Origin of the sequence: Salipiger bermudensis (genome assembly GCF_019801965.1) — a bacterium.
In the GTDB taxonomy this organism is placed as follows: domain Bacteria; phylum Pseudomonadota; class Alphaproteobacteria; order Rhodobacterales; family Rhodobacteraceae; genus Salipiger; species Salipiger bermudensis_A.
In genome coordinates, this window is sequence record NZ_JAHVIA010000010.1 from 142784 (window position 1) to 167409 (window position 24626).

The following is a 24626-nucleotide window of genomic DNA, read 5'->3' on the forward strand; positions in this document are numbered from 1 at the left end:
GTTGATCGTCGAAGGTCACGAAACAAAGCGTTGCACAGGTCAGCCAAAAATCAAGAGAAACACTTCGCTCTCGCAGAGATAGGCGATAATTTGTCGCCGCAAGTCGAAGGAGAAGGCGCGATGCAGGTTTACGGGCTGAAAAATTGCGACACATGCCGAAAGGCCATGAAGGCGCTGCCGCAGGCGGAGCTAATCGATGTGCGGGCCGATGGGATGCCCGCCGCGCTGCTCGCAGAGGCGCAGGCGCGGTTCGGGGACAAGCTGCTCAACACCCGGTCGACGACATGGCGCGGCCTCTCGGACGAGGAGCGCGCGACGCCGCCGCTCGAGCTGATCGCGGCGCATCCGGCGCTGATGAAGCGGCCGCTGATCGTCGATGGCGATCAGATGTATCTCGGCTGGGACAAGGCCACGCAGGGCGCGCTCGGCGTCTCTGCCTGAGCGCTCAGGCGGTTTGCGCCGCCGGGGCAAGCCGGCGGGCGACGAGCCGGTCGAGCGCCAGCCAGCCGCCGCCTTTCAGCACCAGCGTCAGAAAGATCAGCATCCAGAGCAGCCGCTGATCGAGGATCAGCGCGTCTGGGACGCGGTCGAACCAAGCGCCCAGCGTCTCGGGATGTGCGATGCCGCCGTGGCCGTAGAGATCGGTGAGGCTTTGCACGGTGATGAAGCCGATCATGCCCAGGGCCGCGAGCCGCGTGGCGAATCCGACGACGATCAGCAGCGGGAGCAGGAACTCGGCCCATGTTCCGGCTGCCGTCACCGCCCAGTGAAACAGGCCGAGCTGGCCCGCGTCATAGCCCACCGCCTCGAACTGGCGCGGCCAGATCTGGGCGTAGGCGCCTGTCGAGGGGCTCAAGAAGCCAAGCACGCCATCGCCGAGCTTGGTCCGGGCAGATGCCCAGAAATAGCCGAGGAGCGTGGCGGCGAAAGTCAGGCGGGCGAAGAGCGGCAGCAGGCCCTGCGTGTGCGCCTCGAGCTCGGCGGTGGCACGGCGGTAGAGCGGTATGAGCCGGGTCATGACAGGATCTCCGTGATGGCGCCGTGGCCCAGCAGCAGCGCGAGGCAGGGGGCGGGATCGAAGCCGGGGCCGCATTGGGTCACCGCGGCGCCGGGCGGCATGTTGGCGCGAAGGGCCGCAAGGAAGGCGTGGCCTTGCGGCGGCAGGACATGCGGCTCGGGGTCGTAATCCGGGCGCAGCACGGCGATCTCCTGTGCGCCACCGGTGGGCGCGGGGCCGAGGCCGAGCGCGAAGGCGCGGATCTCGGCCACGGGCCAGCGGGATTTCACGAGCTGGACGCTGGGCGCCAGCCGCAGGCGAGCGAGGCCGAGCCTGTCCTCCGGGATCGAGAGCAGGGCATCGGGCGCAATCGGCGTGGCATCGGCGGCGTGATAGGCGCGGCGCAGCGCCAGCTCGAGCCGGGCGACATCCGACAGGAAGGGCAGGCGGTCGAGACCGTCGAGCCCGTCGAGAAACGCCGGGAAGGCGGCGCCCCAGTGGATCATCAGCGGGCTCGCCGGCGGGTGCTGGCGCAGGAAGCGCCCGGCGATGCGGTTGGTGTTGGCCTCGCCCAGAAGCGCCGCGCAGCCCGGAAAACCGGCGGCCAGCGCTTCGGTGAGCGAGACGGCGACGTTGTTGCGGTAGACGGCGTAGCGCCGTCCGGCGGGGCGGCCCGCGCCATCGGTGAGCCCCTCTGGGATCGGCTGGGCGGCATCGAGCAGGGCGTGATGGAAGGCGTGCTGGCTCATGCGGCGACCGCGAGCCGGGCCAGCGCCTCCTCGGCCCTGCGGGCTTCCTCGGCCAGCACCGGCCAGGCCGGAACATCGGTGTCCCATTCGATCAGCACCGGCTTCGGCCCGGAGCGCGCCAGGGTGTGATCGAGCAGCGCCCAGACCGGGTCTGCGACCTCGCGCCCGTGGCTGTCGATCAGCAGCGGCGCGCCATGATCGTCTTCATCCTCGTCATGGCCGCCAAGATGGATCTCGCCGACCTGCTCCAGCGCGAAGCTGTCGATATAGGCCTGCGGCGTAAAGCCGAGGTTGGTCGCCGAGACGAAGACATTGTTGACGTCGAGCAGCAGGCCGCAGCCCGTCCGCCGCGCGATCTCGCGGAGAAAATCGGGCTCGTCCCAGGTGCTTTCGGCGAAGGCGAGGTAGCTCGAGGGGTTCTCGAGAAGCATGGTGCGGCCCAGCGTGTCCTGCACCTCGTCGATATGGGCGACGACGCGGGCCAGCGTGGTATTGGTATAGGGCAGCGGCAGGAGGTCGTTGAGGAAGGCGCTGTCATGGGTCGACCAGGCGAGATGCTCGGAGAAGCTCGCGGGGGTCAACCAGCCCACGAGGTGCTTGAGCCGGGCGAGGTGCTCGGGATCGAGCCGGCCTTCGCCGCCGATCGAGAGGCCGACGCCATGCACCGAGATCGCAAAGCGCTCGGCCAGCGCGCGCAGCTGGGCAAGCGGCCGCCCGCCATCGCCCATGTAATTCTCGGCGTGGATCTCGAGCCAGCCCACCGGGCCCGCATCGGAGAGGATCTCGGAATAATGCTGCGGCTTGTAGCCGACGCCCGGACGCGCGGGCAGGGTGGTGACGCTGGGCATGGTTCCGTCCTTTGTCGCTTGGAGATCGCTGAGCAGAGGCGCGGGGCGGGCAGGTGACCCGCCCCGGCGCGGGATCACATGGTGGGCAGGTCGCGCTCGAGCGCTTCCAGCGAGCCCATGCGCTCGGAGCCGTCGGCCATCGCCGGCAGCTCGATCTCCATGCAGGTGCCGGCGTCGACGAGGCTCCAGGCGTTGCCCTGGTAGTCGACCTTGGAGGTGCCGGCGCAGGTGGTGCCGGGTCCGGCGGCGCAATCGTTCTGGCCGGCCATGGCGACACCGAAGCATTTCTCCTTCTCCTGCGCCGCGGCCTGATGCGCGGTGAGGGTGACGGCGGTGGCGACGGCGCTGAGCAGAGCGGCGGTCTTGAGGGTCTTGGACATGTTTTCTCTCCCGTGTTGGGGTCCCGTTGGTGCCGATCCGGATCCGTTCCGGTGGCACCAACAAGCCTGCCGCGAGAGCGATGAGTGGGCCATTCACGGCCCCGTGGCTCACGTGTGTGTCACCCTACGTCAACGCGCATGAGGTGTGTCATATGACATATCGCTTTGGAAAGACGTGGTATTCCGTTTCAATATTACAGAACTTGTCCCATGTCGTGGGACAACGCGGCCGCTATGTTACAAACGAAACGGCCCCCGCGGGGAACGCGGGGGCCGGTCGTGAGATATGTTTCAGTTTATTCGCGGGCTCAATCTCGCAGATCCGGCGGGGTTGCCTCGACGCCCAGCTCTCGGGTGATCTCGTCGAGCGTGGCGAGCTTGGTCTGCTTCTCGCCGAGGCGGCGCACGGTGACCGTCCGCTCCTCGACCTCGCGATGACCCACGGCGAGGATCACCGGCACCTTGCCGACCGAGTGCTCGCGGACCTTGTAGTTGATCTTCTCGTTGCGGATATCGGCCTCGGCGCGCACGCCGGCGGCCTTGAGCGCGGCCACGACCTCGTGCACGTAGTCATCCGCCTCCGAGGTGATCGACGCCACCACGACCTGGCGCGGCGCCAGCCAGAACGGCAGCTTGCCGGCATGTTCCTCGATCAGGATGCCGATGAAGCGCTCGAAGGAGCCCAGCGTCGCGCGGTGCAGCATGACCGGGCGGTGCTTCTCGCCATCCTTGCCGATATAGGTCGCGTCGAGCCGCTCGGGCAGCACGAAATCGACCTGGAAGGTGCCGCACTGCCAGACCCGGCCGATGGCGTCGGTCAGGCTGAACTCGAGCTTGGGGCCGTAGAAGGCGCCCTCGCCGGGATTCATCACCGGCTCGATGCCGGCGCTGCGGGTGGCTTCGAGCAGGGCGGTTTCCGCCTTGTCCCAGACCTCGTCGCTGCCGGCGCGGGTGTCGGGGCGATCCGAGAACAGGATGTCGAACTTCTCGAAACCGAGATCCTTGTAGATCTTCGACAGGAAATCGATGAAGCGTTGGCATTCCTCGGCGATCTGGTCCTCGGTGGCGAAGATATGCGCGTCGTCCTGGGTGAAGCCGCGCACCCGCATGATGCCGTGCAGCGCACCCGAGGGCTCGTAGCGGTTGCACGAGCCGAACTCGGCCATGCGCAGCGGCAGGTCGCGGTAGGATTTCAGGCCGACCTTGAAGATCTCCACGTGGCAGGGGCAGTTCATCGGCTTCAGCGCGTTGACGGATTTCTCGCGCGCATGCTCCTCGTCGACCTCGACGATAAACATGTTCTCCTGGTATTTCTCCCAGTGGCCGGATTTCTCCCAGAGCTTGCGGTCGACCACCTGCGGCGTGTTGACCTCGACATAGCCGCCGCGGCGCTGCTGGCGGCGCATGTAGTCCTGCAGCGTGGTGTAGATGGTCCAGCCATTGGGGTGCCAGAACACCTGGCCCGGCGCCTCTTCCTGCATGTGGAACAGGTCCATCTCGCGGCCAAGCTTGCGGTGGTCGCGCTTGGCGGCTTCCTCGAGGAAGTTGAGATAGCCCTGCAGATCCTTGCGGTTGCGGAAGGCCACGCCCTGCACGCGCTGGAGCATCGGGCGGTTGACGTCGCCGAACCAGTAGGCGCCGGAGACGCCCATCAGCTTGAACGAATCCGCCGGAAGCTGGCCGGTGTGCTGCAGGTGCGGGCCGCGGCACAGGTCTTGCCAGCCGCCATGCCAGTACATGCGGATCGGGGCGCCTTCTGGGATGCGGTCGACCAGCTCGACCTTGTAGGGCTCGCCGTTCTCTTCATAGAAGGCGCGCGCTCGGTCGCGCTCCCAGATCTCGGTGGTGACCGGCTCGCGGGCGTTGATGATGTCCTTCATCTTGGCCTCGATCTGGCCAAGGTCTTCCGGCGTGAAGGGCTCGGCGCGGTCGAAATCGTAGAACCAGCCATGCTCGGTGACCGGGCCGATGGTGACCTTGGTTTCGGGCCAGATCTCCTGCACGGCGCGCGCCATCACGTGGGCGAGGTCGTGGCGGATCAGCTCGAGGGCCGGCGCTTCGTCCTGAAGGGTGTTGATGGCGATCTGCGCGTCCTGCTCGATCGGCCACTGGAGATCCCAGTGCTGGCCGTCGACCATGGCGGAGATGGCCTTCTTCGACAGCGATTTCGAGATCGACTCCGCGACAGCGGCGGGGGTCACGCCCTGCTCGTACTCGCGCTTGTTGCCATCGGGAAAGGTGAGAGAGATCTGGGCCATAGCGGCTCTCCTCGTCGGTTTGGCGCCCACGGAACGCCCGGTTGCGGGTTATGTTGCGCGGATCTTTTGGCCGGGTGGAGAGGGGGTGTCAAGGAGAGTTGCCGCCGCAGGCGCGTGGCGGCGCGAAGAACCGGGGCGCGCGAATGGCGCCGGCCAGAGGCCGGGGCAGAAACGGCTTTGTGATCGGGCGTCATGGCGCGCGCGAGAGCGAGAGTGCTATGATCTCCGCATGGGTTGAACATGGAGGATGACATGACTGGACAGATCTTCACGGCCTGCCTAGCAGCGCTCTGCGGGCTCGGCATGGCCGCAGGCTCCGCCGTTGCGGCAGACCCCACCCTCACCACGCCCGCCGCTCAGGCCGCGCCCGCGCCGGACGCGCCGGTGCAACTGGCCCTGACCTTCGGAGACCCGGTGCCGCTGACCGACGGCGAGAAGGCGGAAATCCGTTTTTTGCTGCCCGGTGCAGACCCCGAGGCCTTTCCTCCCGAGACCTGGGGGCAGGTTCGCGCGGTGCTGTTGAGCCGCGACCTGAAGGTCGAGAAGCGCAACAAGCTGAAGAGCATCCTCGGACGGGCCGGGTAACGGCGCGCCGCCTCTAAACATGGCCCGCGCGACATCGCCCTGCGAGACAAGGGCGCCGCCGCCAATCACGGCGCCCCGCATCTGCCCAAGCCTCGCCTACTGCAGCGTGTTCTTGTAGATCGTGCCGTCTTTCATGATGAGGTCGAAGCTCCCCTCCGGATCCCCGACCAGATCGAGGGTCTCGAGCGGGTTGCCGTCGACGAGAATCATGTCGGCATAGGCCCCTTCCTCGATCACGCCGAGCGGTCCCATCGGGTAGGGCGTGAGCGGGCCCGAGAGCTTGAGCAGCTCCGCGTTGTCGCAGGTCGCCATCTTCAGCGCCTCGTAGGGCGTGAACCAGCGCTGCAGCTTCGCGAGCTGTGCCCCCTGCCGCTTGGCCAGATCCGCGCTGAACAGCGTGTCGGTGCCGAAGGCGATCTTGACGCCGAGCTCCTTCGCCGTGCGGTAGACGAAATCCGTGCCGTCGGTGACGAACTTGTATTTCGCCTGCTGGAAGGCGTTCAGCGCCGGCGCGTCCTCGTCATCGAGAAACGGCTGCATGCTGAGCCAGGCGTCCTCTTCGACGAAGCGTTCGAGCGTCTCGCGCGTCGACATGTGTCCGTGCTCGATGCTCTTGACGCCCGCATCCAGCGAATGGTTCACCGCCTCGTCGTTGATCGCGTGGGTAAGCACGTAGGTGCCCCAGTTCGCGGCCTGTTCGACGGCCGCCTTAAGCTCGTCCTGAGTATACTGCATGGTGTGGATCGGGTCGTAGCTCGAGGTGACGCCGCCCCCGGCCATGAGCTTGATCTGGGTGGCGCCCTGCATGAGGTTCTCGCGGATCCGCTTGAGTACCTCCGGCACGCCATCGGCGATGTAGAACATGTCGGCCGTCTCGAACGGGTGAAGTTTGTCCGGCGTTGCCGGAACGTCCCGTGTCATCCGGAAATCCATATGACCCGCGGTCTGAGAGATGGCCGGGCCCGAGGGGAACACCCGCGGCCCTTCGATCAGACCCTCGTCCGTGGCGCGGGCGATGTCGAACATCGGCCCCGCGGCATCGCGCACGGTCGTGAAGCCGCGATAGAGCGTGTCACGCTGCGCGACCGAGGTCAGCAGGTTCCAATAGCCTTCGTTGGTGGTCATCAGCTGCGCGATGGTCGCCGTGGCGTAGACGCCGTGCCAATGCGCGTCGATCAGCCCCGGGATCAGCACGCGCCCGTCGGCATCGATGATCGTGGCGAAATCCGGCGCTTCGAGCTCGGCGCCGATCTTGCTGATCATGTTGCCGGCGACGAACACGTCCTGGCCCTCGATCAGATCGGGCGAGCAGCCGGTGAAGATCTTGGCGCCGCGGATCAGCACGGCATTCGGAGCATCGTCCGATTGCGCGGCGACCGAACCCGCGATCACGCAGCAGCCCAAGGCAGAGGCGAGCGCGCGCCTCGACACGTCTTTCAACGTCATCGTTGACCCTCCCGAGGTCAGGAACAGAGAATCGCGCGCGTGCTTCAACCTTAGCGGGCTGAGGTCCGTTCTCAAAATGAGAAATCCAGGGCCGAAAGGGCGTTGTGTCGCGGCGCCTGTCTCTTGAGGTGGCGGAGGCTCAGCTTCGCGCCGCCGCCTCCCAGCGCGCCTCGAGGGTCTCGAGCGCCGCGATGCGCTCGGCGGTCTTGGGGTGCGACATCAGCCAGGCGGGCACGCCGCCGCGGGCATTGGTCAGCGCCTCGAGCTTGCCGAAGAGCGATTTCTGCGGCGCCACGCCGATGCCGGACTTGTGCAGCAGGGCGGCTGCATAGGCATCGGCCTCGTATTCGTCGCCGCGCGACAGCCGTGCCGCCAGAAGCTTCATCGCCGCCGTCGCGAGGTACGGCCCGATGCCGGGCAGGAAGCGCCCCAGCACCATCGCGATTGCGGTGCGCAGCGCGTTCTGGCCCGAGAAATCGATCATCCGCCGGCGTGAATGGCCGAGCGCCACGTGGCCGAGCTCGTGGGCGATCACCGAGGCCATCTCCTCCGCCGAGACCTCGCCGGCGCGGTAGCGGTTGTAGAAGCCGCGGGTGATGAAGATGCGCCCGTCCGGCGCCGCAAGCCCGTTGACCGGCTCGATCTCATAGATGTTGACCCGGATCCGCGGCAGTTCCAGCGCAGCCGCCATGCGATCGGTCAGCGCCTTGAGCCGCGGATCGGCCAGCTCGGTCGACTTGGCGTCGAGCTCCCGCGCCGTACGCCAGGCCGAGATCCGGTACATGGCGAGCGCGTAGAGGATGGCAAGCAGGATCGGGGCAATCTTCAGCATGGCCTGAATATGGGGCCGCCCCGGGCCGCCTCCAAGAGCAAAATCTCCGCCCGGCGCCACAGCCTCACAATCCCGCGCATCCCCGGTCCCGCAGGCCTCAGCACCAAACCAGATCTTCCCTACGTCCCAAATACTCGAAAACCACCGCCCGCCTGCGCCCCTCGCGGGGACATCGCCCCGAAATGAGGCACCACCACAAGCCGCCCCGCACCTCGCCCCGATCTTCTCTACGTCCCAAATACTCAAACACCACCGCCCACCCGCGCCCCTCGCCGGGACATCGCCCCCAGAACAAGGGACCACCACAAGCCGCCCCGGCACCACGCCCTGATCTTCTCTACGTTCCAAATACTCAAAAAAGAAACCTCCCGGCCAGGAACCCCGGCCGGGAGGTCAAGAAACCACGGGCATGTTCAGGAGGCTCAGCTCTCCTCGGCCTCGCCATCCTCCTCGTCGCCCTGATCGGCGATCCAGGCGACCGAGACCACCGTCTCGCCCTGGCGGGTGTTGAACACCTTGACCCCGCCGGCACTGCGCGAGCGGAAGGAGATGCCCTCCACCGGGACGCGGATCGACTGGCCGGTGGAGGTGGCCAGCATGATCTGGTCCTCCATCTCGACCGGGAAGGAGGCGACGATCTCGCCGCCGCGCATGGATTTCTCCCACGCGGTGACACCCATGCCGCCACGGCCGCGGATCGGATAGTCGTGCGAGGACGAAAGCTTGCCCAGACCCTTGGCGGTGATCGTCAGGATCAGGTTCTCCGCCGCCGACATCTCCGCGTAGCGCTCGGCCGAGAGCAGGCTGTCGGCATTGCCCTCGTCGTCATCCGGGGCCGCCTCGGCGTCGTCCGCGAGACCCGCCATGGCGCGGCGCATCTTGAGATAGGAGGCGCGCTCGTCGGATTCGGCCTCGAAGTGGCGGATCACCGACATCGACACGACCTCGTCGCCATTCGACAGTTTCACGCCGCGCACACCGGTGGAGTTGCGCGAGTTGAACACCCGAACGTCCGGCACCGGGAAGCGGATGGCGCGGCCGGAATTGGTCACCAGCATGACGTCATCGTCTTCCGAGCAGATCCGGGCGTTGATCAGGCGGGTGGCGGCGTCGTCGCCCTCGAATTTCATCGCGATCTTGCCGTTGCGCATGACGTTGGTGAAATCCGACAGCCGGTTGCGGCGCACCGAGCCCTTGGAGGTGGCGAAGACGATCTGCAGATCGTCCCACTCGTCCTCGGTGCGGTCCACCGGCATGATCGCCGCCACCGACACGCCCTGCGGGATCGGCAGGATGTTGACGATGGCCTTGCCCTTGGAGGTGCGTCCGCCCTGCGGCAGGCGCCAGCACTTGAGCTTGTAGACCATGCCCTCGGTGGTGAAGAACAAGAGCTGCGTGTGGGTGTTGGCGACGAAGAGCTGGGTGACGACGTCGTCTTCCTTGAGCGAGCCGCCCGACACGCCCTTGCCGCCGCGCTTCTGCGAGCGGAACTCGGCCAGCGGGGTGCGCTTGATGTAGCCCGACTGCGTCACGGTGACGACCATGTCCTCGCGCTCGATCAGGTCCTCGTCGTCCATGTCGCCGGCCCAGTCGATGATCTCGGTGCGGCGCGGCACCGCGAATTGCTCCTTCACGGCGATCATCTCGTTCGAGATGATCTCCATGATGCGCTCGCGGGAGCCGAGGATCTCGAGGTATTCCTTGATCTTGCCGGCCAGCTCCTCGAGCTCGTCGGTGACCTCCTTGACGCCAAGCTGGGTCAGGCGCTGCAGGCGCAGCTCGAGGATGGCGCGGGCCTGCGTTTCCGACAGGTTGTAGGTGCCGTCCTCGTTCATCTTGTGGGTCGGATCGTCGATCAGTTGGATGTAGGGCGCGATCTCATGCGCCGGCCAGCGGCGGGTCATCAGCTTGTCGCGCGCCTCGGCGGCGTCGGCGGAGGCGCGGATCGTGGCCACCACCTCGTCGACATTGGCCACCGCCACGGCGAGGCCGCAGAGGATGTGGCTGCGTTCGCGCGCCTTGCGCAGCAGGTAGGCGGTGCGCCGCGCCACCACGTCCTCGCGGAAATCGAGGAAGGCGGTGAGGAAGGTGCGCAGGGTGAGCTGCTCGGGCTTGCCGCCGTTCAGCGCCAGCATGTTGCAGCCGAAGCTGACCTGCATCGGCGTGAAGCGGTAGAGCTGGTTGAGCACCACCTCGGCGGTGGCGTCGCGCTTGAGCTCGACCACCACGCGGACGCCCGAGCGGTCGGATTCGTCCTGCACGTGGGCGATGCCCTCGATCTTCTTGTCGCGCACCGATTCCGCGATGCGCTCGATCATCGTCGCCTTGTTCACCTGGTAGGGGATCTCGTCGATGACGATGGCATAGCGGTCGCGCTTGATCTCCTCGATGCGGGTTTTGGCGCGGATGATCACCGAGCCGCGGCCCTCGAGATAGGCCTTGCGGGCGCCGGAGCGGCCCACGATGACGCCACCGGTGGGGAAATCCGGGGCGGGGATGTACTCGATCAGCTGCTCGGAGCTGAGATCCGGGTTCTCGATCAGCGCCAGCGTCGCGTCGATCACCTCGCCGAGATTGTGCGGCGGGATGCGCGTGGCCATGCCGACGGCGATGCCCTCGGCGCCGTTGACCAGCACGTTCGGGTAGCGCGCCGGCAGCACCACCGGCTCGTTGCGCTCGTTGGCATAGTTCGGGACGAAATCGACGGTGTCCTTGTCGATATCCTCGAGCAGCGCCTCGGCGGTGCGCTCGAGCCGCGATTCCGTGTAACGGTAGGCGGCGGGCGGATCGCCATCCATCGAGCCGAAATTGCCCTGACCGTCGATCAGCGGCAGCGACATGGAGAAATCCTGCGCCATCCGCACCAGCGCATCATAGACCGCCGAGTCGCCATGCGGGTGATAACGGCCCATGACGTCGCCCACGGCGGTGGCGCATTTGCGATAGGGCTTGGACTTGGTCTGCCCGTTCTCCCAGAGCGTATAGAGGATGCGCCGGTGCACGGGTTTCAGCCCGTCGCGCAGATCCGGGATCGCGCGGCTCACGATCACGCTCATGGCGTAATCGAGATAGCTCGACTTCATCTCGTCGATGATCGAAATCGCGGGGCCCGCGTAGGCAGGGCGCTCGGGCCCGCTCATTTCGTCATCGTTTTCAGGGGGTTCCGGCGTGTCGGTCACGATGCTCGCCCGTCCGTTATTATGCTATATCTTGTTAGAGAGGCTTATATCAGATGCAGGATATGGGGCGCAATGCCGCCGGCGTGACAAATCTGGCAGCCACCGGGAAAGCCTGCTAACAAACTGTTTTAATTGAAAAAAGATGTCTCCCGCGGCACGCTTTAAACACGGAAAAAAGCCGAGGTAAAGCGATGCAGGAAACACCGACCGAATTGATGCTCAAGGGCTATGGCCTGACGACCGCGGAGATCTTCTACCGCATGCCCGATTACCAGAACGTTCTCAACACCTTCCTCTGGCAGGACTACGATCTCGCCCCGGATCATCCGCGGCTCTTCAAGTTCGTCGAGTTCTGGCAGGACGAGATCGAGGGCCCGCTGCACTCGATCCGCTTCACCCACCGCAAGATGCTGTCGTCGGGCGAGTGGCGGCAGGTTGTCGGGGAGTTCCATTACCACTGATGCAGCACGCCGTGGCCGGGGCGGGGAGGGGCGCTGCCCCTCTTCCACCGGCAAGCCGGCGGAATTCACCCCGAGGTATTTGAAAACCAGAGAAAAGGCGCGCGCTGCGCGTTCCGGTCACCCCTCGCCACAAGGGACGAGGGGCTTCTCCGGTTGCGGTCATCGGCGCCTCCGCCTGTACCGCCCCTCGGGAATAGCGCGTTAAGGTTAACCAGCCCTTTCCAACGCCGGCCCTTCTTTGGTTCAGAAATACCTTCGGGGGGTGAATTCGCGCATGCGAAGAGGGGGGCAGACAGCCCCCCCTGCGGCCTCTGGTCCAGTCGGAGCGCCGGGATCAGGGGATGATGCGGGTGTATTTCGTGCCTTCGAGCGTGGCGCCGAGGCGCAGCCCGGACTGGCCGAAGATCACCGCGATCACCGGCGAGAGCGAGGTGGTGGTCTCCGCCGCCAGCGTGTCGCCGCGCTCGGGGGTCGCGTACTCGATATTGGCGCCCGCGGCCCAGCCGGGCGAGCGGCGGAAATTGTTCAGCGCGTCGTCGGTCATGAAGAACAGCACGTGGGCATATTGCTGGGCGCCGATCTGCAGGCCGCCCGAGCCGCGCACCATCGAGTAGTAATCGACCGTGGCGCCCCCGACCCGGAGCGCGCCGCGCCCGTAGGCACCGCCGACGCCGAGCCCGGCCTCGGTCACCAGCGGCATCACCAGCATGCCGGCGGCCTTCTGGCCGAGGTCCACGGTGCCGGGGAACTGCGAGTACATCTGGCTCAGGGTGCTGTCCACCCGCGCGTCGATGGTGGCGGCGCCGGAGCCGCCGATGCCGTTGCCGCAGGCGGCGAGGAGGGCCGTCGCCCCCAGTGCAAGGGTGAAGCTGCGTCGGGTCATCATCATGGGTCTGCTCGTATCCTGTTTTCCGATGCCTCTGGTCCGGCTGTCCCGCCGGTATATCTGGTGGCGTTATACCCGCGATCGCCGCGGCTGTCACGACGCAAGGGACGCGCCCGACGCCGCGGGCGCGAAATCGCCCTCAGCCGTTCAGAAGCCGGGCCGCGGCGGGCGCGAAATAGGTCAGCACCCCGTCGCAGCCGGCGCGCTTGAAGGCGGTCAGGCTCTCGAGCATCACCCGGTCATGGTCGAGCCAGCCGCGCTCGGCGGCACCGGCCAGCATCGCGTATTCGCCGGAGACCTGGTAGGCGAAGGTCGGCGCGCCGAACATGTCCTTGGCACGGCGGCAGATGTCGAGATAGGGCATGCCCGGCTTCACCATCACCATGTCGGCGCCCTCGGACAGATCGCGCTCGATCAGCCGCATCGCCTCGTCGGAATTGCCCGGCACCATCTGGTAGCTGCTCTTGTCGCCCTTCAGCGCCCCGGACGCCCCCACCGCGTCGCGGAAGGGCCCGTAGAAGGCGGAGGCGTATTTCGCCGAGTAGGACAGCAGCAGCGTGTTGCGGAACCCTTCCGCCTCCAGCGCCGCGCGCATCGCGCCGATGCGGCCGTCCATCATGTCCGACGGGCCGATCATGTCGGCCCCGGCGCGGGCCTGGCTGAGCGCCTGCTTGACCAGCGCCTCGACGGTCTCGTCATTGACGATCTCGCCACCCACCTCGAAGCCGTCATGGCCGTTGGCATTGTAGGGATCGAGCGCCACGTCGGTCATCACCGCCATCTCCGGCACCGCCTCCTTGATCGCGCGGGTCGCCCGGTTCGACAGGTTCTCCGGGTTCCAGGCTTCGGCGCAATCCGCGGTCTTCAGCGCCTCGGGGGTGTAGGGAAACAGGCAGATTGCCGGGATGCCCAGCGCATGTGCCTCGCGCGCCGCCTCGACGACCTTGTCGACCGAGAGCCGGTTGACGCCGGGCATCGAGGCCACCGGCTCCACCACGCCCTCGCCCTCGCGCACGAAGACCGGCCAGATGAAATCTGCCGGGCTCAGCGTGGTCTCGGCCGTCAGGGCGCGGATCGCCGCGGACTTGCGCAGCCGGCGCAGGCGGGTGGCAGGAAAGGGGGCCTGGGTGGGGAGCATGTCCGGTTCCTCGGTGTCGTTCAAAAGCGTGATCGGCGCGATACGCCTTCCCGAATGCACCCCCGGCGGGGGCTTTGTCCAGTCCCGCCGGCCCGGACCTTGTGTCACGGGGAGGCGCCGGGGCGCTGCGCGGCGGGCACAGCGGCGCGGTTCTCGCCCCGGCGCTCTGGGCAAGCGAGGGCTCTCGGGCTAGAAGGCGGAAAACGGGTTTGTGAGGCACTCAGTGGATTGGTACCGGATCGTTCTTGAAACCATCGACATGCGCTCGTTCTCGAACATGTGGTTCTGGATCTCGCTGGCGGTGGTCTGGTCGACCGCGAGCCACTGGGTGCTGGGCGTGCCCTTCGACATGGTGATGCGCGCCCGGCGCCACGGCGGCCAGGCCGAGCGCGACCTCGAGGACATGGTCCGGATCAACGTGAACCGGCTGATGTTCTTCACCGAGGAGGCCGGGGTCTGGGGCGTGGCACTGGCCTCGGCGCTGCTGTCGATGCTGGCGGTCACCGGTTTCGTCTACGAGATCGAGCTGTCGCAGGCGCTGTTCCTGCTCGGTTTCCCGATGTCTCTCGTCGGCCTGATGAGCATCGGGACGGCGGCACGGATCCGCGGCAACGGGCTCTCGGGCGAGGCGCTGCGGCGCAAGCTGGCCTCGCACCGTTTCTGGGTGCAGGTGATCGGGCTGGTCTCGATCCTCGTCACCGCGCTCTGGGGCATGGCGCAGAACATGTCGTTTACCGCGCTCTGAGCGCGGCCCGTCTTTTCCCGTGCGCACCGAGCGCGAGGTGCCTTTTCGCACGCTGCGAGCGCGAAGTGGTGAAGAGCGCGCTGCGAGCGCGACGTGTTGATCACCGGTCTCCATGCGCGACCTTTCGATTCCCGCGCTCCGTGCGCACGAGGCCGCGCTATGAGCGGTTGACGGCGCCGCCCCCGCGCGCCACATCCCATTTCCATGTCACAGTCCCGCATCATCATGGGCGGCGCGCCCGAAGGCTTCGACGCGAAGCTGATCCTGGCCGAGGTCGAGAAGGCCGCCGGCCCCGTCATCCATGTCGCCCGAGACGACAAGCGCATGGCGGCGCTGCAGGAGGCGCTGGCCTTCTTCGCGCCCGACATGCCGGTGGTGAGCTTCCCCGCCTGGGACTGTCTGCCCTATGACCGTGTCTCGCCCAATCCCGACATCTCGGCGGCGCGCATGTCGACGCTGGCGGCGCTGGTCCATGCCATGCCGCAGCGCTTCGTGCTGCTGACCACGCTGTCGGCGGCGACGCAGTATATCCCCGCCCGCGACGTGCTGCGCGATGCCGCCTTCTCGGCCCGCGTCGGCGACCGCATCGATGAAAAGGCGCTGCGCGATTTCCTCGTGCGCATGGGCTTCTCGCAGGCCCCCACGGTGACCGAGCCCGGCGATTACGCCATCAGAGGCGGCATCATCGACATCTTCCCGCCGGGCGAGGGCGGGCCGGTGCGGCTCGATCTCTTCGGCGACGTGCTCGACGGCGCGCGGCGCTTCGATGCGGTCTCGCAGCGGACCACGGAAAAGCTCGACCTGGTCGAGCTGGCGCCGGTCTCGGAGGTGATCCTCGACGAGGCGGCAATCACCCGTTTTCGGCAGAACTACCGCATCGAGTTCGGCGCCGGCGGCAGCGACGATCCGCTTTACGAGGCGGTCAGCGCAGGGCGCAAGCAGCAGGGCATGGAGCATTGGCTGCCCTTCTTCCATGAGCGGCTCGAGACGCTGTTCGATTACCTGCCGGGCGTGCCGCTCCTGATGGACGACCAGCTCACCCCGGCGCGGCTGGCGCGATGGGAGAGCATCGAGGACCAGTACCAGACCCGCCGCCATGCGATGGCACAGAAGGGCCGGATCGACTCGGTCTACAAACCGGTGCCGCCGGGCCAGCTCTATCTCGATGACACTGCCTGGGAGATGGCCACCGAGGGCCGTCGCATGGTGCAGTTCCACCCGCTGCCGCAGGCCAGCGGGCCCGGCGTCGTGGATGCGGGCGGGCGCATTGGGCGCAATTTCTCGCCCGAGCGCCAGCAGGAAAATGTCAGCCTGTTCGGTGCCTTGGCGGATCACGTCAAGAAGAAGATGCAGGATGGCCCGGTGCTCATCGCCTCGTGGTCCGAGGGCGCGCGCGAGCGCCTGACCGGGCTCATCGAGGACGAGGGGCTGGCCGAGGCGATCCCCATCGGCAACGGCACGCGGATCGGCAAGCGCGGGCTGCACCTGGCGGTCTGGGCGCTGGAATCCGGTTTCGAGGCGCCCTGGGAGGAGGCCGGCAAGGGCCAGCGCCTGACGGTGATCTCCGAGCAGGACGTGCTGGGCGACCGGCTGATCCGCGCCCCGAAGAAGCGCCGCAAGGCCGAGAACTTCCTCACCGAGGCGCAATCGCTGACCCCGGGCAATCTCGTCGTGCATGTCGATCACGGCATCGGCCGCTATCAAGGCATGGAGGTGATTTCTGCCGCCGGCGCCGCACATGAATGCCTGCTCCTGGAATATGCCGAGGGCGCGCGGCTCTACCTGCCTGTCGAGAATATCGAGCTCTTGTCGCGCTACGGCCATGACGAGGGGCTTCTCGACAAGCTCGGTGGCGGTGCGTGGCAGGCCAAGAAGGCCCGCCTCAAGGAGCGCATCCGCGAGATGGCCGACAAGCTCATCCGCGTGGCGGCCGAGCGCGCGCTGCGGAAAGCGCCGATCATCGACCCGCCGCCCGGTGCGTGGGAGAGCTTCTGCGCGCGCTTCCCCTACAGCGAGACCGACGACCAGATCAGCGCCATCGAGGACGTGCTGCAGGACATGACCAGCGGCCAGCCGATGGACCGGCTGATCTGCGGCGACGTGGGCTTCGGCAAGACCGAGGTCGCCATGCGTGCCGCCTTCGTCGCTGCCATGTCGGGTGTGCAGGTGGCGGTGATCGCACCGACGACGCTGCTCGCCCGCCAGCACTACAAGAGCTTCGCCGAGCGCTTCCGCGGCTTCCCGATCAACGTGGCACCCCTGTCGCGCTTCGTCAGCTCCGGTGATGCCGCCAAGACCCGCGATGGCATCACGAAAGGCACCGTCGATATCGCCGTGGGCACCCATGCGCTGCTCGCCAAGGGCATCCGTTTTCAGAATCTCGGCCTCCTGATCATCGACGAGGAGCAGCATTTCGGCGTCGGCCACAAGGAGCGTCTCAAGCAGCTGCGCTCCGACATCCACGTGCTGACGCTCACCGCAACCCCGATCCCGCGCACGCTGCAGCTCTCGCTCTCGGGCGTGCGCGATCTGTCGATCATCGGAACGCCGCCGGTCGACCGCCTGTCGATCCGCACCTATGTCTCCGAGTTCGACGCGGTCACCATCCGCGAGGCGCTGCTGCGCGAACATTACCGCGGCGGCCAGAGCTTCTACGTGGTTCCGCGCATCTCCGACCTCGCAGAGATCGAGGAATTCCTGCGCGATCAGGTGCCCGAGGTCTCTTACGTGGTGGCGCATGGTCAGATGGCGGCGGGCGAGCTCGACGAGCGCATGAACGCCTTCTACGACGGCAAGTTCGACGTGCTGCTGGCGACGACCATCGTGGAATCGGGCCTCGACATCCCGACCGCCAATACCATGGTGGTGCACCGCGCCGACATGTTCGGCCTGTCGCAACTTTACCAGATCCGCGGCCGGGTCGGGCGCTCGAAGACTCGCGCCTATGCCTACCTGACCACCAAGCCGCGCAGCAAGCTCACCGACACCGCCGAAAAGCGCCTGCGGGTGCTGGGCTCGCTCGACACGCTGGGGGCCGGCTTCACGCTTGCTTCGCAGGATCTCGACATCCGCGGCGCCGGCAACCTGCTTGGCGAGGAACAGTCGGGCCAGATGCGCGATGTGGGCTACGAGCTTTACCAGTCGATGCTCGAGGAGGCGATCGCCAAGATCAAGTCGGGCGAGCTCGAGGGGCTGCTCGACGATGACGGCCAGTGGGCGCCGCAGATCAATCTCGGCGTGCCGGTGCTGATCCCCGAGGATTACGTGCCCGATCTCGACGTGCGCCTTGGCCTCTACCGGCGGCTCTCGGAGCTGTCGACCAAGGTGGAGCTCGAGGGCTTCGCGGCGGAGCTCATCGACCGCTTCGGCAAGCTGCCCAAGGAGGTCAACACGCTGCTCCTGATCGTGCGCATCAAGACCATGTGCAAGCGCGCCGGCATCGCCAAGCTCGACGGCGGGCCCAAGGGCGCGACGATCCAGTTCCACAACAATAAGTTTGCCAAGCCCGAGGGGCTGGTCTCTTTCGTGCAGGACCCGAACAACCACGCCAAGATCAAGGACAACAAGATCGTCGTGCGGCGCGACTGGGCCAAGGACAGCGACAAGATCAAGGGTGCCTATGCCATCGCCCGGGATCTGGCCGAGAAGGCGGGCGCGATCCGGCTGCGCAAGGACGCCTGAGCCGGGCGCGCCCCGACAGGGGAGGAGGAGGGGCGGATGCGGATCGCCTCGCTCAACATGCAGAACCTGCGGCTGCTGCCGGATGGCAGCGGCGGCCACCTGCACGGCGCGCGCGACCGCGACGACGCCGAGAGCCCGGCGCATGACGCCGCTGACCGCCGGCTGACCGCCGCGCTGCTGGCCGCCACCGGGGCCGAGGTACTGGCGCTGCAGGAGGTGTTCGACGCCGAAAGCCTCGACGCCTTCCACGACCGCTACCTCGCGGGCCTCACCGATCCTTACCCGCACCGGCTCTGCCTGCCGGGCAATGACGGGCGCGGGCTCGACGTCGCTCTGATGGCGCGGCGGCGCTGGGACGCGGCCTCGAGCCATGCCGAACTGCTGCCCTCGGATCTGGGGCTCGAGCCGCTGCCGGGGATGCCGGCGGATCAGCCGGTGTTTCGGCGCGATTGCCTCGAGGCGCGGTTCGGCGCGCTCACGCTCTTCGTGTTGCATCTAAAGGCGCCATGGCCGGATCCGCGCCGCGCCTGGGCTCTGCGGCGGCTGGAATCGCAGGCGGTGCTGCGGCTGCTGCCGTCTGATCCAGAGGCGCTCTGGCTGGTGGCCGGCGATCTCAACGAGCCGCGCGGCGAGGGCGAGCGCGCCATCGCACCGCTCGAGGCGGCGGGGGTGGATCTGGGCCTCCGGCTCCCCGCGGACGAGCGCTGGACCTATTACGAGCCGCATCTGCACAAGCACAATCGCCCGGACGTGATGATCGCCTCGCAAGCGCTGGCGCGGCGCTTTCCGCAGGCTGTGCCGCGGGTGCTCTACCGTGGTCTCGGGCACGAGGCGGGGCAGGGCGCACGGCTGCCGGGCGTGGGTCGCCACCGGCCCCATGCCAGCGATCACGCCGCGCTGCTGCTCGACCTGCCGGGGCTCTGAGCGCGGCAAGATCGCTTTGCGGGCAGTCCCTGAGGACGCGCCGCGCGGGCCGGCGCGACCTTGCTTTTCACTTGTGAAAGCGCTTTGAAGGGCTTAACGCAAAAGGAAGCGTCCTGCTGCATCTTCTCGCCTAGGGAGCGATCCCGCCCGGCACCTGCAGACAAGGCGCCCCTGAACCGATCAGGATTAAAGGGATTTCATGACCGAGAGCTCTTTCAGCGCCAGATTGTCTTCGCTGCTCCATTTCATCTATCCGGATGTGGACTCGCACATTCTTGGCAGCCAGGTCGTCGAGGCCTTCTGGCCCGAGGACAAGCACCGCCGCCGCCAGCCGCGCAAGCCCGGCAACAATCTCTGGACCCAGAACGACGCGGTCCTGATCACCTACGGCGACAGCCTGATCGACGGCCATCACAAGCCGCTCGACCTGATGCACGATTTCCTGCTGACCCACATGAAGGGCGTGGTGAACGGGGTACATATCCTGCCGTTCTTCCCCTTCACCTCGGATGACGGCTTCGCGGTGACCGATTACCGTAAGGTGAACCCGCAGCTCGGCGAGTGGGCCGACATCACCCGCATCGGCAGCGAATTCCACCTGATGTCGGATCTGGTGCTAAACCACGTCTCGAGCCAGGGCGTGTGGTTCAATGCCTACCGGCAGGGCCAGAAGCCCTACGACAAGTTCTTCTTCGAGGCCGACCCGTCGGACGATGTCTCGATGGTGACGCGGCCGCGCACCACGCCGCTGCTGCAGGAAGTCGAGACCGCGATGGGCACCCGCCATGTCTGGTGCACCTTCAGCCACGATCAGATCGACCTCGATTTCCGCAACCCCGACGTGCTGCTCGAGATCATCCGCATCATCCGCCTGCATATCGACATGGGCGTGCGCATCATCCGGCTCGACGCGGTGGCCTTCCTGTGGAAGGAGCTCGGCACCAACTGCATCCACCTGCCGCAGACCCATGCGGTGATCCAGCTGATGCGGCTGCTGATGGATTACGCCACCGAGACGGTGATCCTGCTCACCGAGACCAACGTGCCCAAGGCCGAGAACCTGAGCTATTTCGGCCGCCGCAACGAGGCCCATGTGGTCTACAACTTCCCGTTGCCGCCGCTGACGCTGCACGCGATGATGTCGGGCTCGGCGAAATACCTGATCGACTGGCAGCGCACCATGCCGCCGGCGCCGCTGGGCTGCGCCTACCTCAACTTCACCGCCAGCCATGACGGCATCGGCATGCGCCCCGCCGAGGGTCTGCTGCCGCCGCCCGAGATCGGCGAGATCATCGACACCATCCACGAGATCGGCGGCAAGGTCTCGATGCGCTCGCTGCCCGGCGGCGGCGAGGCGCCCTACGAGCTCAACTGCACCTTCTTCGAGGCCATGGGGCGCACCTTCAAGGGCACCGACGATCTGCATTTCGAACGCTTCCTGTGCTCGCAGACCATCCCGATGTCGCTCGAGGGCATCCCGGCCTTCTACATCCACTCAATGCTGGCAACGCCCAACGATCTCGAGGCGGTGGAGCGGCGCGGCATGAACCGGGCGATCAACCGGCACCGCTGGGATTACCCTGTGCTGCAGGACAAGCTCGCCGATCCCGAGACCATCCATGCCCGCGTTCTGGCGGCGCTGTCGGAGCGTCTCAAGATCCGCTCGAAGCAGCCGGGCTTCCACCCCAACGCCACCCAGTTCACACTGAATGTCGACGACCGCATCTTCGGCCTGTGGCGTCAGTCGCTCGACCGCGAGCAATCGATCTTCGCGCTGCACAATGTCAGTGACGAGACCATCGAGATCCCGGAGGGCGAGCTGAACCTGATCGCCGACGAGCAATGGGTCGACCTGCTGAGCGGCGAGACCATCGCGGCCGGGCCGGTGACGATGGCGCCCTATCAGTGCCGGTGGATCACCAACCTGGTCTGATCCGGCCGAGAATGAGGCGCGGGTGCGGCAGAGGTCGCCCCGCGCCTTTTTCATGCGATCCTCAAAAGCGTCTCCGCCCAAACTTCGTCGCATTTGGCGCGAAGCGGCGGTAACGATTCGGGCTGCGAGCCGGGTTTCTCCGGTGTTTCGGGCGGTAATTTGCGGCATCTCGCGGAATTGGCCACGCTGCGAGAACAGCGGCTGCCTCATTTCTGGCACGATCTGCCGCACCGAGGCTCCGCCACATTTCCCTGCGGACTGTTGCGGAAAATCGGACGATCAAGCCTGACTGCCGCCTGTAAGAACACGATTTCCCTTTGTTTCCTGAAAATCCTGAAAAATCCGGCGTTTCCAAAGAGAAACGATGTTCAACCATGAGATGCGCAAATCTGTCAACAAGTCGCCTTTGTTTGTCGAAGATGTGGCGATAAGTGCCTAGATCCCGCCACTTTTCCCTTTGAGGCAACGGTCAGACCCGGTTAGAAACGTCTCAAGCCCGACTGGGGGGTGAAGACTACAAAAGGCCACGGGGGCGGCCGCTGAACTGTCAAGCATCCGCAAGGATGCGAGGGATGCGTATGGAGGCTCGGTCTCCGCCGCCAGAAGCCGCGCTTCGTCCACATTGTGTTGTGGCACGGGGGCGGGGCGTTCCTTCGCAACATTGCAGGCATGACGAGCAAGAGGCGCTGTCGGCGGGTTTGCCGACGTCGTGAGAGCGGTTCCGGGTCCGCCCCGGTCTGTAAGGTTATGAGGGTCGAAAATTATGGCTGATCTGGTTCTGGACTGGAGTTTGCTCGGTGCCTACGGCACCAATCTCGAAAACACCGCACCGGGTGGCGTGAGCACCACCGTGGAGACCGGCGGCGTCGCCGTCGACATCACCTTCACGGCCGAGACGCCCGACGCACAGGCCTTCACCGCCAATTTCGAGGGCTACGTTCCGGAAGGCTCTGACACCGACCCGAATTCGCACCTGAAGCTCTTCGGCGACGGCGGCAGCAGCGCCGCCGGCCAGACCTCGACCACGGTTCTGAACTTCAACTCGACCAACGCGCTCTATGGCGACGAGGTGCAGAACGTCTCGTTCCTGCTGAACGACGTCGATGCCGGTGAGGGCAGCGATCTTGGCGAGCTTCTGGAATATGCCGCCGAGAGCGGCGGCAGCTTCGAGGACATCGTTACCATCCTCGCCTACGATGCCGAGGGCAATCCGGTCGACGTTACCATGACCGTTCTCTCCGCCGGCAGCAGCGTCGACGGCAGCACCGCCACCGGCACCGAGGAAACCTCCTTCGCCGAACAGGATGGCACCATCCAGGTCGACATCGCCGGCCCGGTCTCGCGTATCGAGATCAGCTACGCCAATGGCGGCGACAACACCCAGGGCGTGCTGGTCTCCGACATCGATTTCTCGACCACCGACAGCACCGAGGTGATGCCCTTCGCCGAGGATGACAGCATCGTCACCGACGAGGACGTCGCTGTGGTGATCGACGTCCTGGACAATGATGGCGACCCGGACGGCGATCCGCTCACCGTGACCAGCGCCACCGCCGAAAATGGCAGTGTCGTGATCAACGAAGACGGTACGCTGACCTACACTCCGAACCAGGATTACAACGGCGCCGACACGATCTCCTACAGCGTCGCCGATCCCGACGGCAACAGCGCCTCGGCGATCGTCGATGTCACCGTGAACCCGGTGAATGACGATCCGGTCGCCAATGACGACAGCGAGCAGACGCCGCAGGACACGCCGATCACCTTCGATCCGACGGTGAACGACGAGGATGTCGACGGCGATCCGCTGACCGTCACCGGCGTCGGCGATGCCGAGAACGGCACCGTCACCATCAATGAGGACGGCACCGTCACCTACACGCCCGACGAGGGCTATACCGGCGCCGACAGCTTCACCTACACCATCGATGACGGCAATGGCGGCACCGACGAGGCGACCGTCTCGATCAACGTCACCGTCCCGACCGACCCGACCGCAGGCGAGAACACTCCGCCGGTGGCCGTGGACGATGCCATCACCGCGACGGCAACCGATCCGCAGACCTTCGATCCGACGGTCAACGACACCGACGCGGATGGCGATGCGCTGACCATCACCTCGGTCGGCACCGCCGAGAACGGCACCGTGACGCTGAACGCCGACGGCACCGTGACCTATGTTGCCGACGAGGGCTACAACGGTGCCGACACGTTCGACTACACCATCGATGACGGCAATGGCGGCACCGACGAGGGCACCGTCACCGTCGACGTGCTGCCCTGCTTCACCCCGGGCACGCTGATCGCCACGCCGCAGGGCGAGCGCCTCGTCGAGGACCTCCAGGTCGGCGATCGCGTGATCACCCGCGACAACGGCATCCAGCAGATCCGCTGGGTCGGTCGCAAGGAGCTCACCGGCCACCAGTTGGCGCGCAAGCCGCAGCTCAAGCCGGTGCTGATCCAGCAGGGCTCGCTGGGCAAGAACCTGCCCGAGCACGATCTCCTGGTGTCGCCGAATCACCGTATCCTGGTCTCCAACGACAAGACCGCCCTCTATTTCGAGGAGCGCGAGGTTCTCGCTGCCGCCAAGCACCTGACCGGGCTCGAGGGTGTGGACGAGGTCGAGACGCTGGGCGTGACCTACATCCATATCATGTTCGACAACCACGAGGTTGTGCTGTCGAACGGTGCCTGGACCGAGAGCTTCCAGCCCGGCGACCTGTCGCTGCGCGGCATCGGCGAAGAGCAGCGCCAGGAAATCTTCGAACTCTTCCCCGAGCTCGAGCATGCCGAGGGTCTCGAGGCCTATGGTGCCGCCCGCCGCTCGCTCAAGAAGCACGAGGCGCAGCTGCTGACCAAGTAAGGCTGGGTTCTGCCGGAGACGCTCTTCGTTCCGGCGCACTTCGACCCTGCGCCGGGATGATGACGGGAAACGGAGCGGTGCTCGCCGCTCCGTTTCTTTTTGTCCGGAGCCGGGATCCGCTTGCGCCGATTGTTGCTTGCGCGCGCCGCCGGGCAACGCAAGCGTGACCAGCTGACCGCAGGTTCCGCGCGTCGGGTCGGGAACCGTTCGGCCTCCTCATGCGTAAGGCTGAAACCACCCAGCCAGGAGATCCCAATGGGCCGCATTCGCATGAAGACCAAGCTCGGTGTTGCTGTCGTCGCGGGGGCGCTCGCGGCCTCTCCGGCACTCGCGGCCACCGACCTCTTCCAGACCCTGCCGACGGACGCCCGCGACCTGAATGCGATGCGCTGGGACAAGCGCCCGGTGCTGCTCTTCGCCCCGTCGCAGGATCACCCGGACTATGCGCGCCAGATGGAGATGCTGCGCGCCGCCGAAGCGGCCCTCGCCGAGCGCGACATCGTGGTGCTGAGCGATCTCGACGACCGCACGCCCTCGCCGCTGCGGCAGGGTTTCCAGCCCGGCGGTTTCAAGCTGGTGCTCGTGGGCAAGGATGGCGGCGTGAAGCTCGAGCAGGACGCGGTTCTGGCGCCTGAGGAGCTGTTTGCCGTGATCGACCGGATGCCGATGCGGCGCAACGAGATGCGCGACTGACGCCCGCCCGAATTCCGAGACAGGCGAC

At 66.4% G+C, this 24626-nt stretch carries 19 protein-coding genes; 9 read left to right on the plus strand and 10 right to left on the minus strand.

Annotation, left to right across the window (positions count from 1 at the left end; all coding sequences use genetic code 11):
- Positions 1-120: 120 nt before the first annotated feature.
- Positions 121-441: an arsenate reductase family protein gene (locus KUV62_RS20615; protein ID WP_222605629.1), complete on the plus strand. Its 321-nt coding sequence runs from the start codon at positions 121-123 to the stop codon at positions 439-441.
- A gap of 4 nt (positions 442-445) precedes the next feature.
- Here the strand turns inward: KUV62_RS20615 and KUV62_RS20620 are convergent, their stop codons facing one another.
- The 5 genes from KUV62_RS20620 to thrS all read right to left on the minus strand — a co-directional run bounded on the left by KUV62_RS20620 (position 446) and on the right by thrS (position 5232).
- A complete protein-coding gene (locus KUV62_RS20620; RefSeq protein WP_222605630.1) occupies positions 446-1018 on the minus strand; it encodes a DoxX family protein in 573 nt (190 codons plus the stop codon).
- Positions 1015-1746 (minus strand): DNA-binding domain-containing protein, encoded by a 732-nt coding sequence (locus tag KUV62_RS20625; protein ID WP_222605631.1) that lies wholly within the window; start codon positions 1744-1746, stop codon positions 1015-1017. The genes KUV62_RS20620 and KUV62_RS20625 overlap by 4 nt, the downstream gene beginning before the upstream one ends.
- A complete protein-coding gene (locus tag KUV62_RS20630; protein ID WP_222605632.1) occupies positions 1743-2594 on the minus strand; it encodes a DUF692 family multinuclear iron-containing protein in 852 nt (283 codons plus the stop codon). Before KUV62_RS20630 ends, KUV62_RS20625 begins: the two co-directional genes overlap by 4 nt.
- A gap of 74 nt (positions 2595-2668) precedes the next feature.
- Positions 2669-2974 carry a DUF2282 domain-containing protein gene (locus tag KUV62_RS20635; RefSeq protein ID WP_222605633.1) on the minus strand — a complete coding sequence of 102 codons (306 nt, stop codon included), beginning with the start codon at positions 2972-2974 and terminating at the stop codon, positions 2669-2671.
- Positions 2975-3282: 308 nt separating this feature from the next.
- Positions 3283-5232 (minus strand): threonine--tRNA ligase, encoded by a 1950-nt coding sequence (thrS, locus tag KUV62_RS20640; protein WP_222605634.1) that lies wholly within the window; start codon positions 5230-5232, stop codon positions 3283-3285.
- Positions 5233-5484: 252 nt separating this feature from the next.
- Between thrS and KUV62_RS20645 the strand changes: the two genes are divergently transcribed.
- Positions 5485-5817: a hypothetical protein gene (locus KUV62_RS20645; RefSeq protein ID WP_222605635.1), complete on the plus strand. Its 333-nt coding sequence runs from the start codon at positions 5485-5487 to the stop codon at positions 5815-5817.
- Between the two features lie 96 nt (positions 5818-5913).
- Here KUV62_RS20645 and KUV62_RS20650 read toward each other — a convergent pair whose 3' ends face one another.
- The 3 genes from KUV62_RS20650 to gyrA all read right to left on the minus strand — a co-directional run bounded on the left by KUV62_RS20650 (position 5914) and on the right by gyrA (position 11274).
- Entirely contained in the window at positions 5914-7263 is a 1350-nt protein-coding gene (locus tag KUV62_RS20650) for a metal-dependent hydrolase family protein (protein ID WP_222605636.1), read from the minus strand.
- 139 nt (positions 7264-7402) lie between these two features.
- Complete coding sequence (locus KUV62_RS20655; RefSeq protein ID WP_222605637.1) at positions 7403-8095, minus strand: M48 family metalloprotease; 693 nt, start codon at positions 8093-8095, stop codon at positions 7403-7405.
- A gap of 422 nt (positions 8096-8517) precedes the next feature.
- The gene (gyrA, locus tag KUV62_RS20660; protein ID WP_222605638.1) at positions 8518-11274 is read right to left on the minus strand and encodes a DNA gyrase subunit A; all 2757 of its coding nucleotides are present in this window, start codon (positions 11272-11274) and stop codon (positions 8518-8520) included.
- A 191-nt stretch (positions 11275-11465) separates the two neighbouring features.
- Between gyrA and KUV62_RS20665 the strand changes: the two genes are divergently transcribed.
- A complete protein-coding gene (locus tag KUV62_RS20665) occupies positions 11466-11735 on the plus strand; it encodes an usg protein (protein ID WP_222605639.1) in 270 nt (89 codons plus the stop codon).
- 334 nt (positions 11736-12069) lie between these two features.
- Here KUV62_RS20665 and KUV62_RS20670 read toward each other — a convergent pair whose 3' ends face one another.
- On the minus strand, positions 12070-12624 hold the full coding sequence (locus KUV62_RS20670) for a YSC84-related protein (protein WP_222605640.1): 555 nt from the start codon (positions 12622-12624) through the stop codon (positions 12070-12072).
- 136 nt (positions 12625-12760) lie between these two features.
- On the minus strand, positions 12761-13759 hold the full coding sequence (gene hemB / locus KUV62_RS20675; protein ID WP_222605641.1) for a porphobilinogen synthase: 999 nt from the start codon (positions 13757-13759) through the stop codon (positions 12761-12763).
- Positions 13760-13982: 223 nt separating this feature from the next.
- Here hemB and KUV62_RS20680 point away from each other — a divergent pair, with 223 nt between their 5' ends.
- The 6 genes from KUV62_RS20680 (at position 13983) to KUV62_RS20705 (ending at position 24598) form a co-directional block, all read left to right on the plus strand.
- The gene (locus KUV62_RS20680; protein ID WP_222605642.1) at positions 13983-14504 is read left to right on the plus strand and encodes a component of SufBCD complex; all 522 of its coding nucleotides are present in this window, start codon (positions 13983-13985) and stop codon (positions 14502-14504) included.
- 204 nt (positions 14505-14708) lie between these two features.
- Positions 14709-18185 carry a transcription-repair coupling factor gene (gene mfd, locus KUV62_RS20685; RefSeq protein ID WP_222605643.1) on the plus strand — a complete coding sequence of 1159 codons (3477 nt, stop codon included), beginning with the start codon at positions 14709-14711 and terminating at the stop codon, positions 18183-18185.
- Between the two features lie 36 nt (positions 18186-18221).
- Positions 18222-19109: an endonuclease/exonuclease/phosphatase family protein gene (locus KUV62_RS20690; protein ID WP_222605644.1), complete on the plus strand. Its 888-nt coding sequence runs from the start codon at positions 18222-18224 to the stop codon at positions 19107-19109.
- Positions 19110-19308: 199 nt separating this feature from the next.
- The gene (locus tag KUV62_RS20695; RefSeq protein ID WP_222605645.1) at positions 19309-21042 is read left to right on the plus strand and encodes a sugar phosphorylase; all 1734 of its coding nucleotides are present in this window, start codon (positions 19309-19311) and stop codon (positions 21040-21042) included.
- 763 nt (positions 21043-21805) lie between these two features.
- Positions 21806-23905 carry an Ig-like domain-containing protein gene (locus KUV62_RS20700; RefSeq protein WP_222605646.1) on the plus strand — a complete coding sequence of 700 codons (2100 nt, stop codon included), beginning with the start codon at positions 21806-21808 and terminating at the stop codon, positions 23903-23905.
- A gap of 255 nt (positions 23906-24160) precedes the next feature.
- Positions 24161-24598, plus strand: a complete 438-nt coding sequence (locus KUV62_RS20705) for a DUF4174 domain-containing protein (protein WP_222605647.1) — start codon at positions 24161-24163, stop codon at positions 24596-24598.
- The last annotated feature ends 28 nt before the right edge of the window (positions 24599-24626 follow it).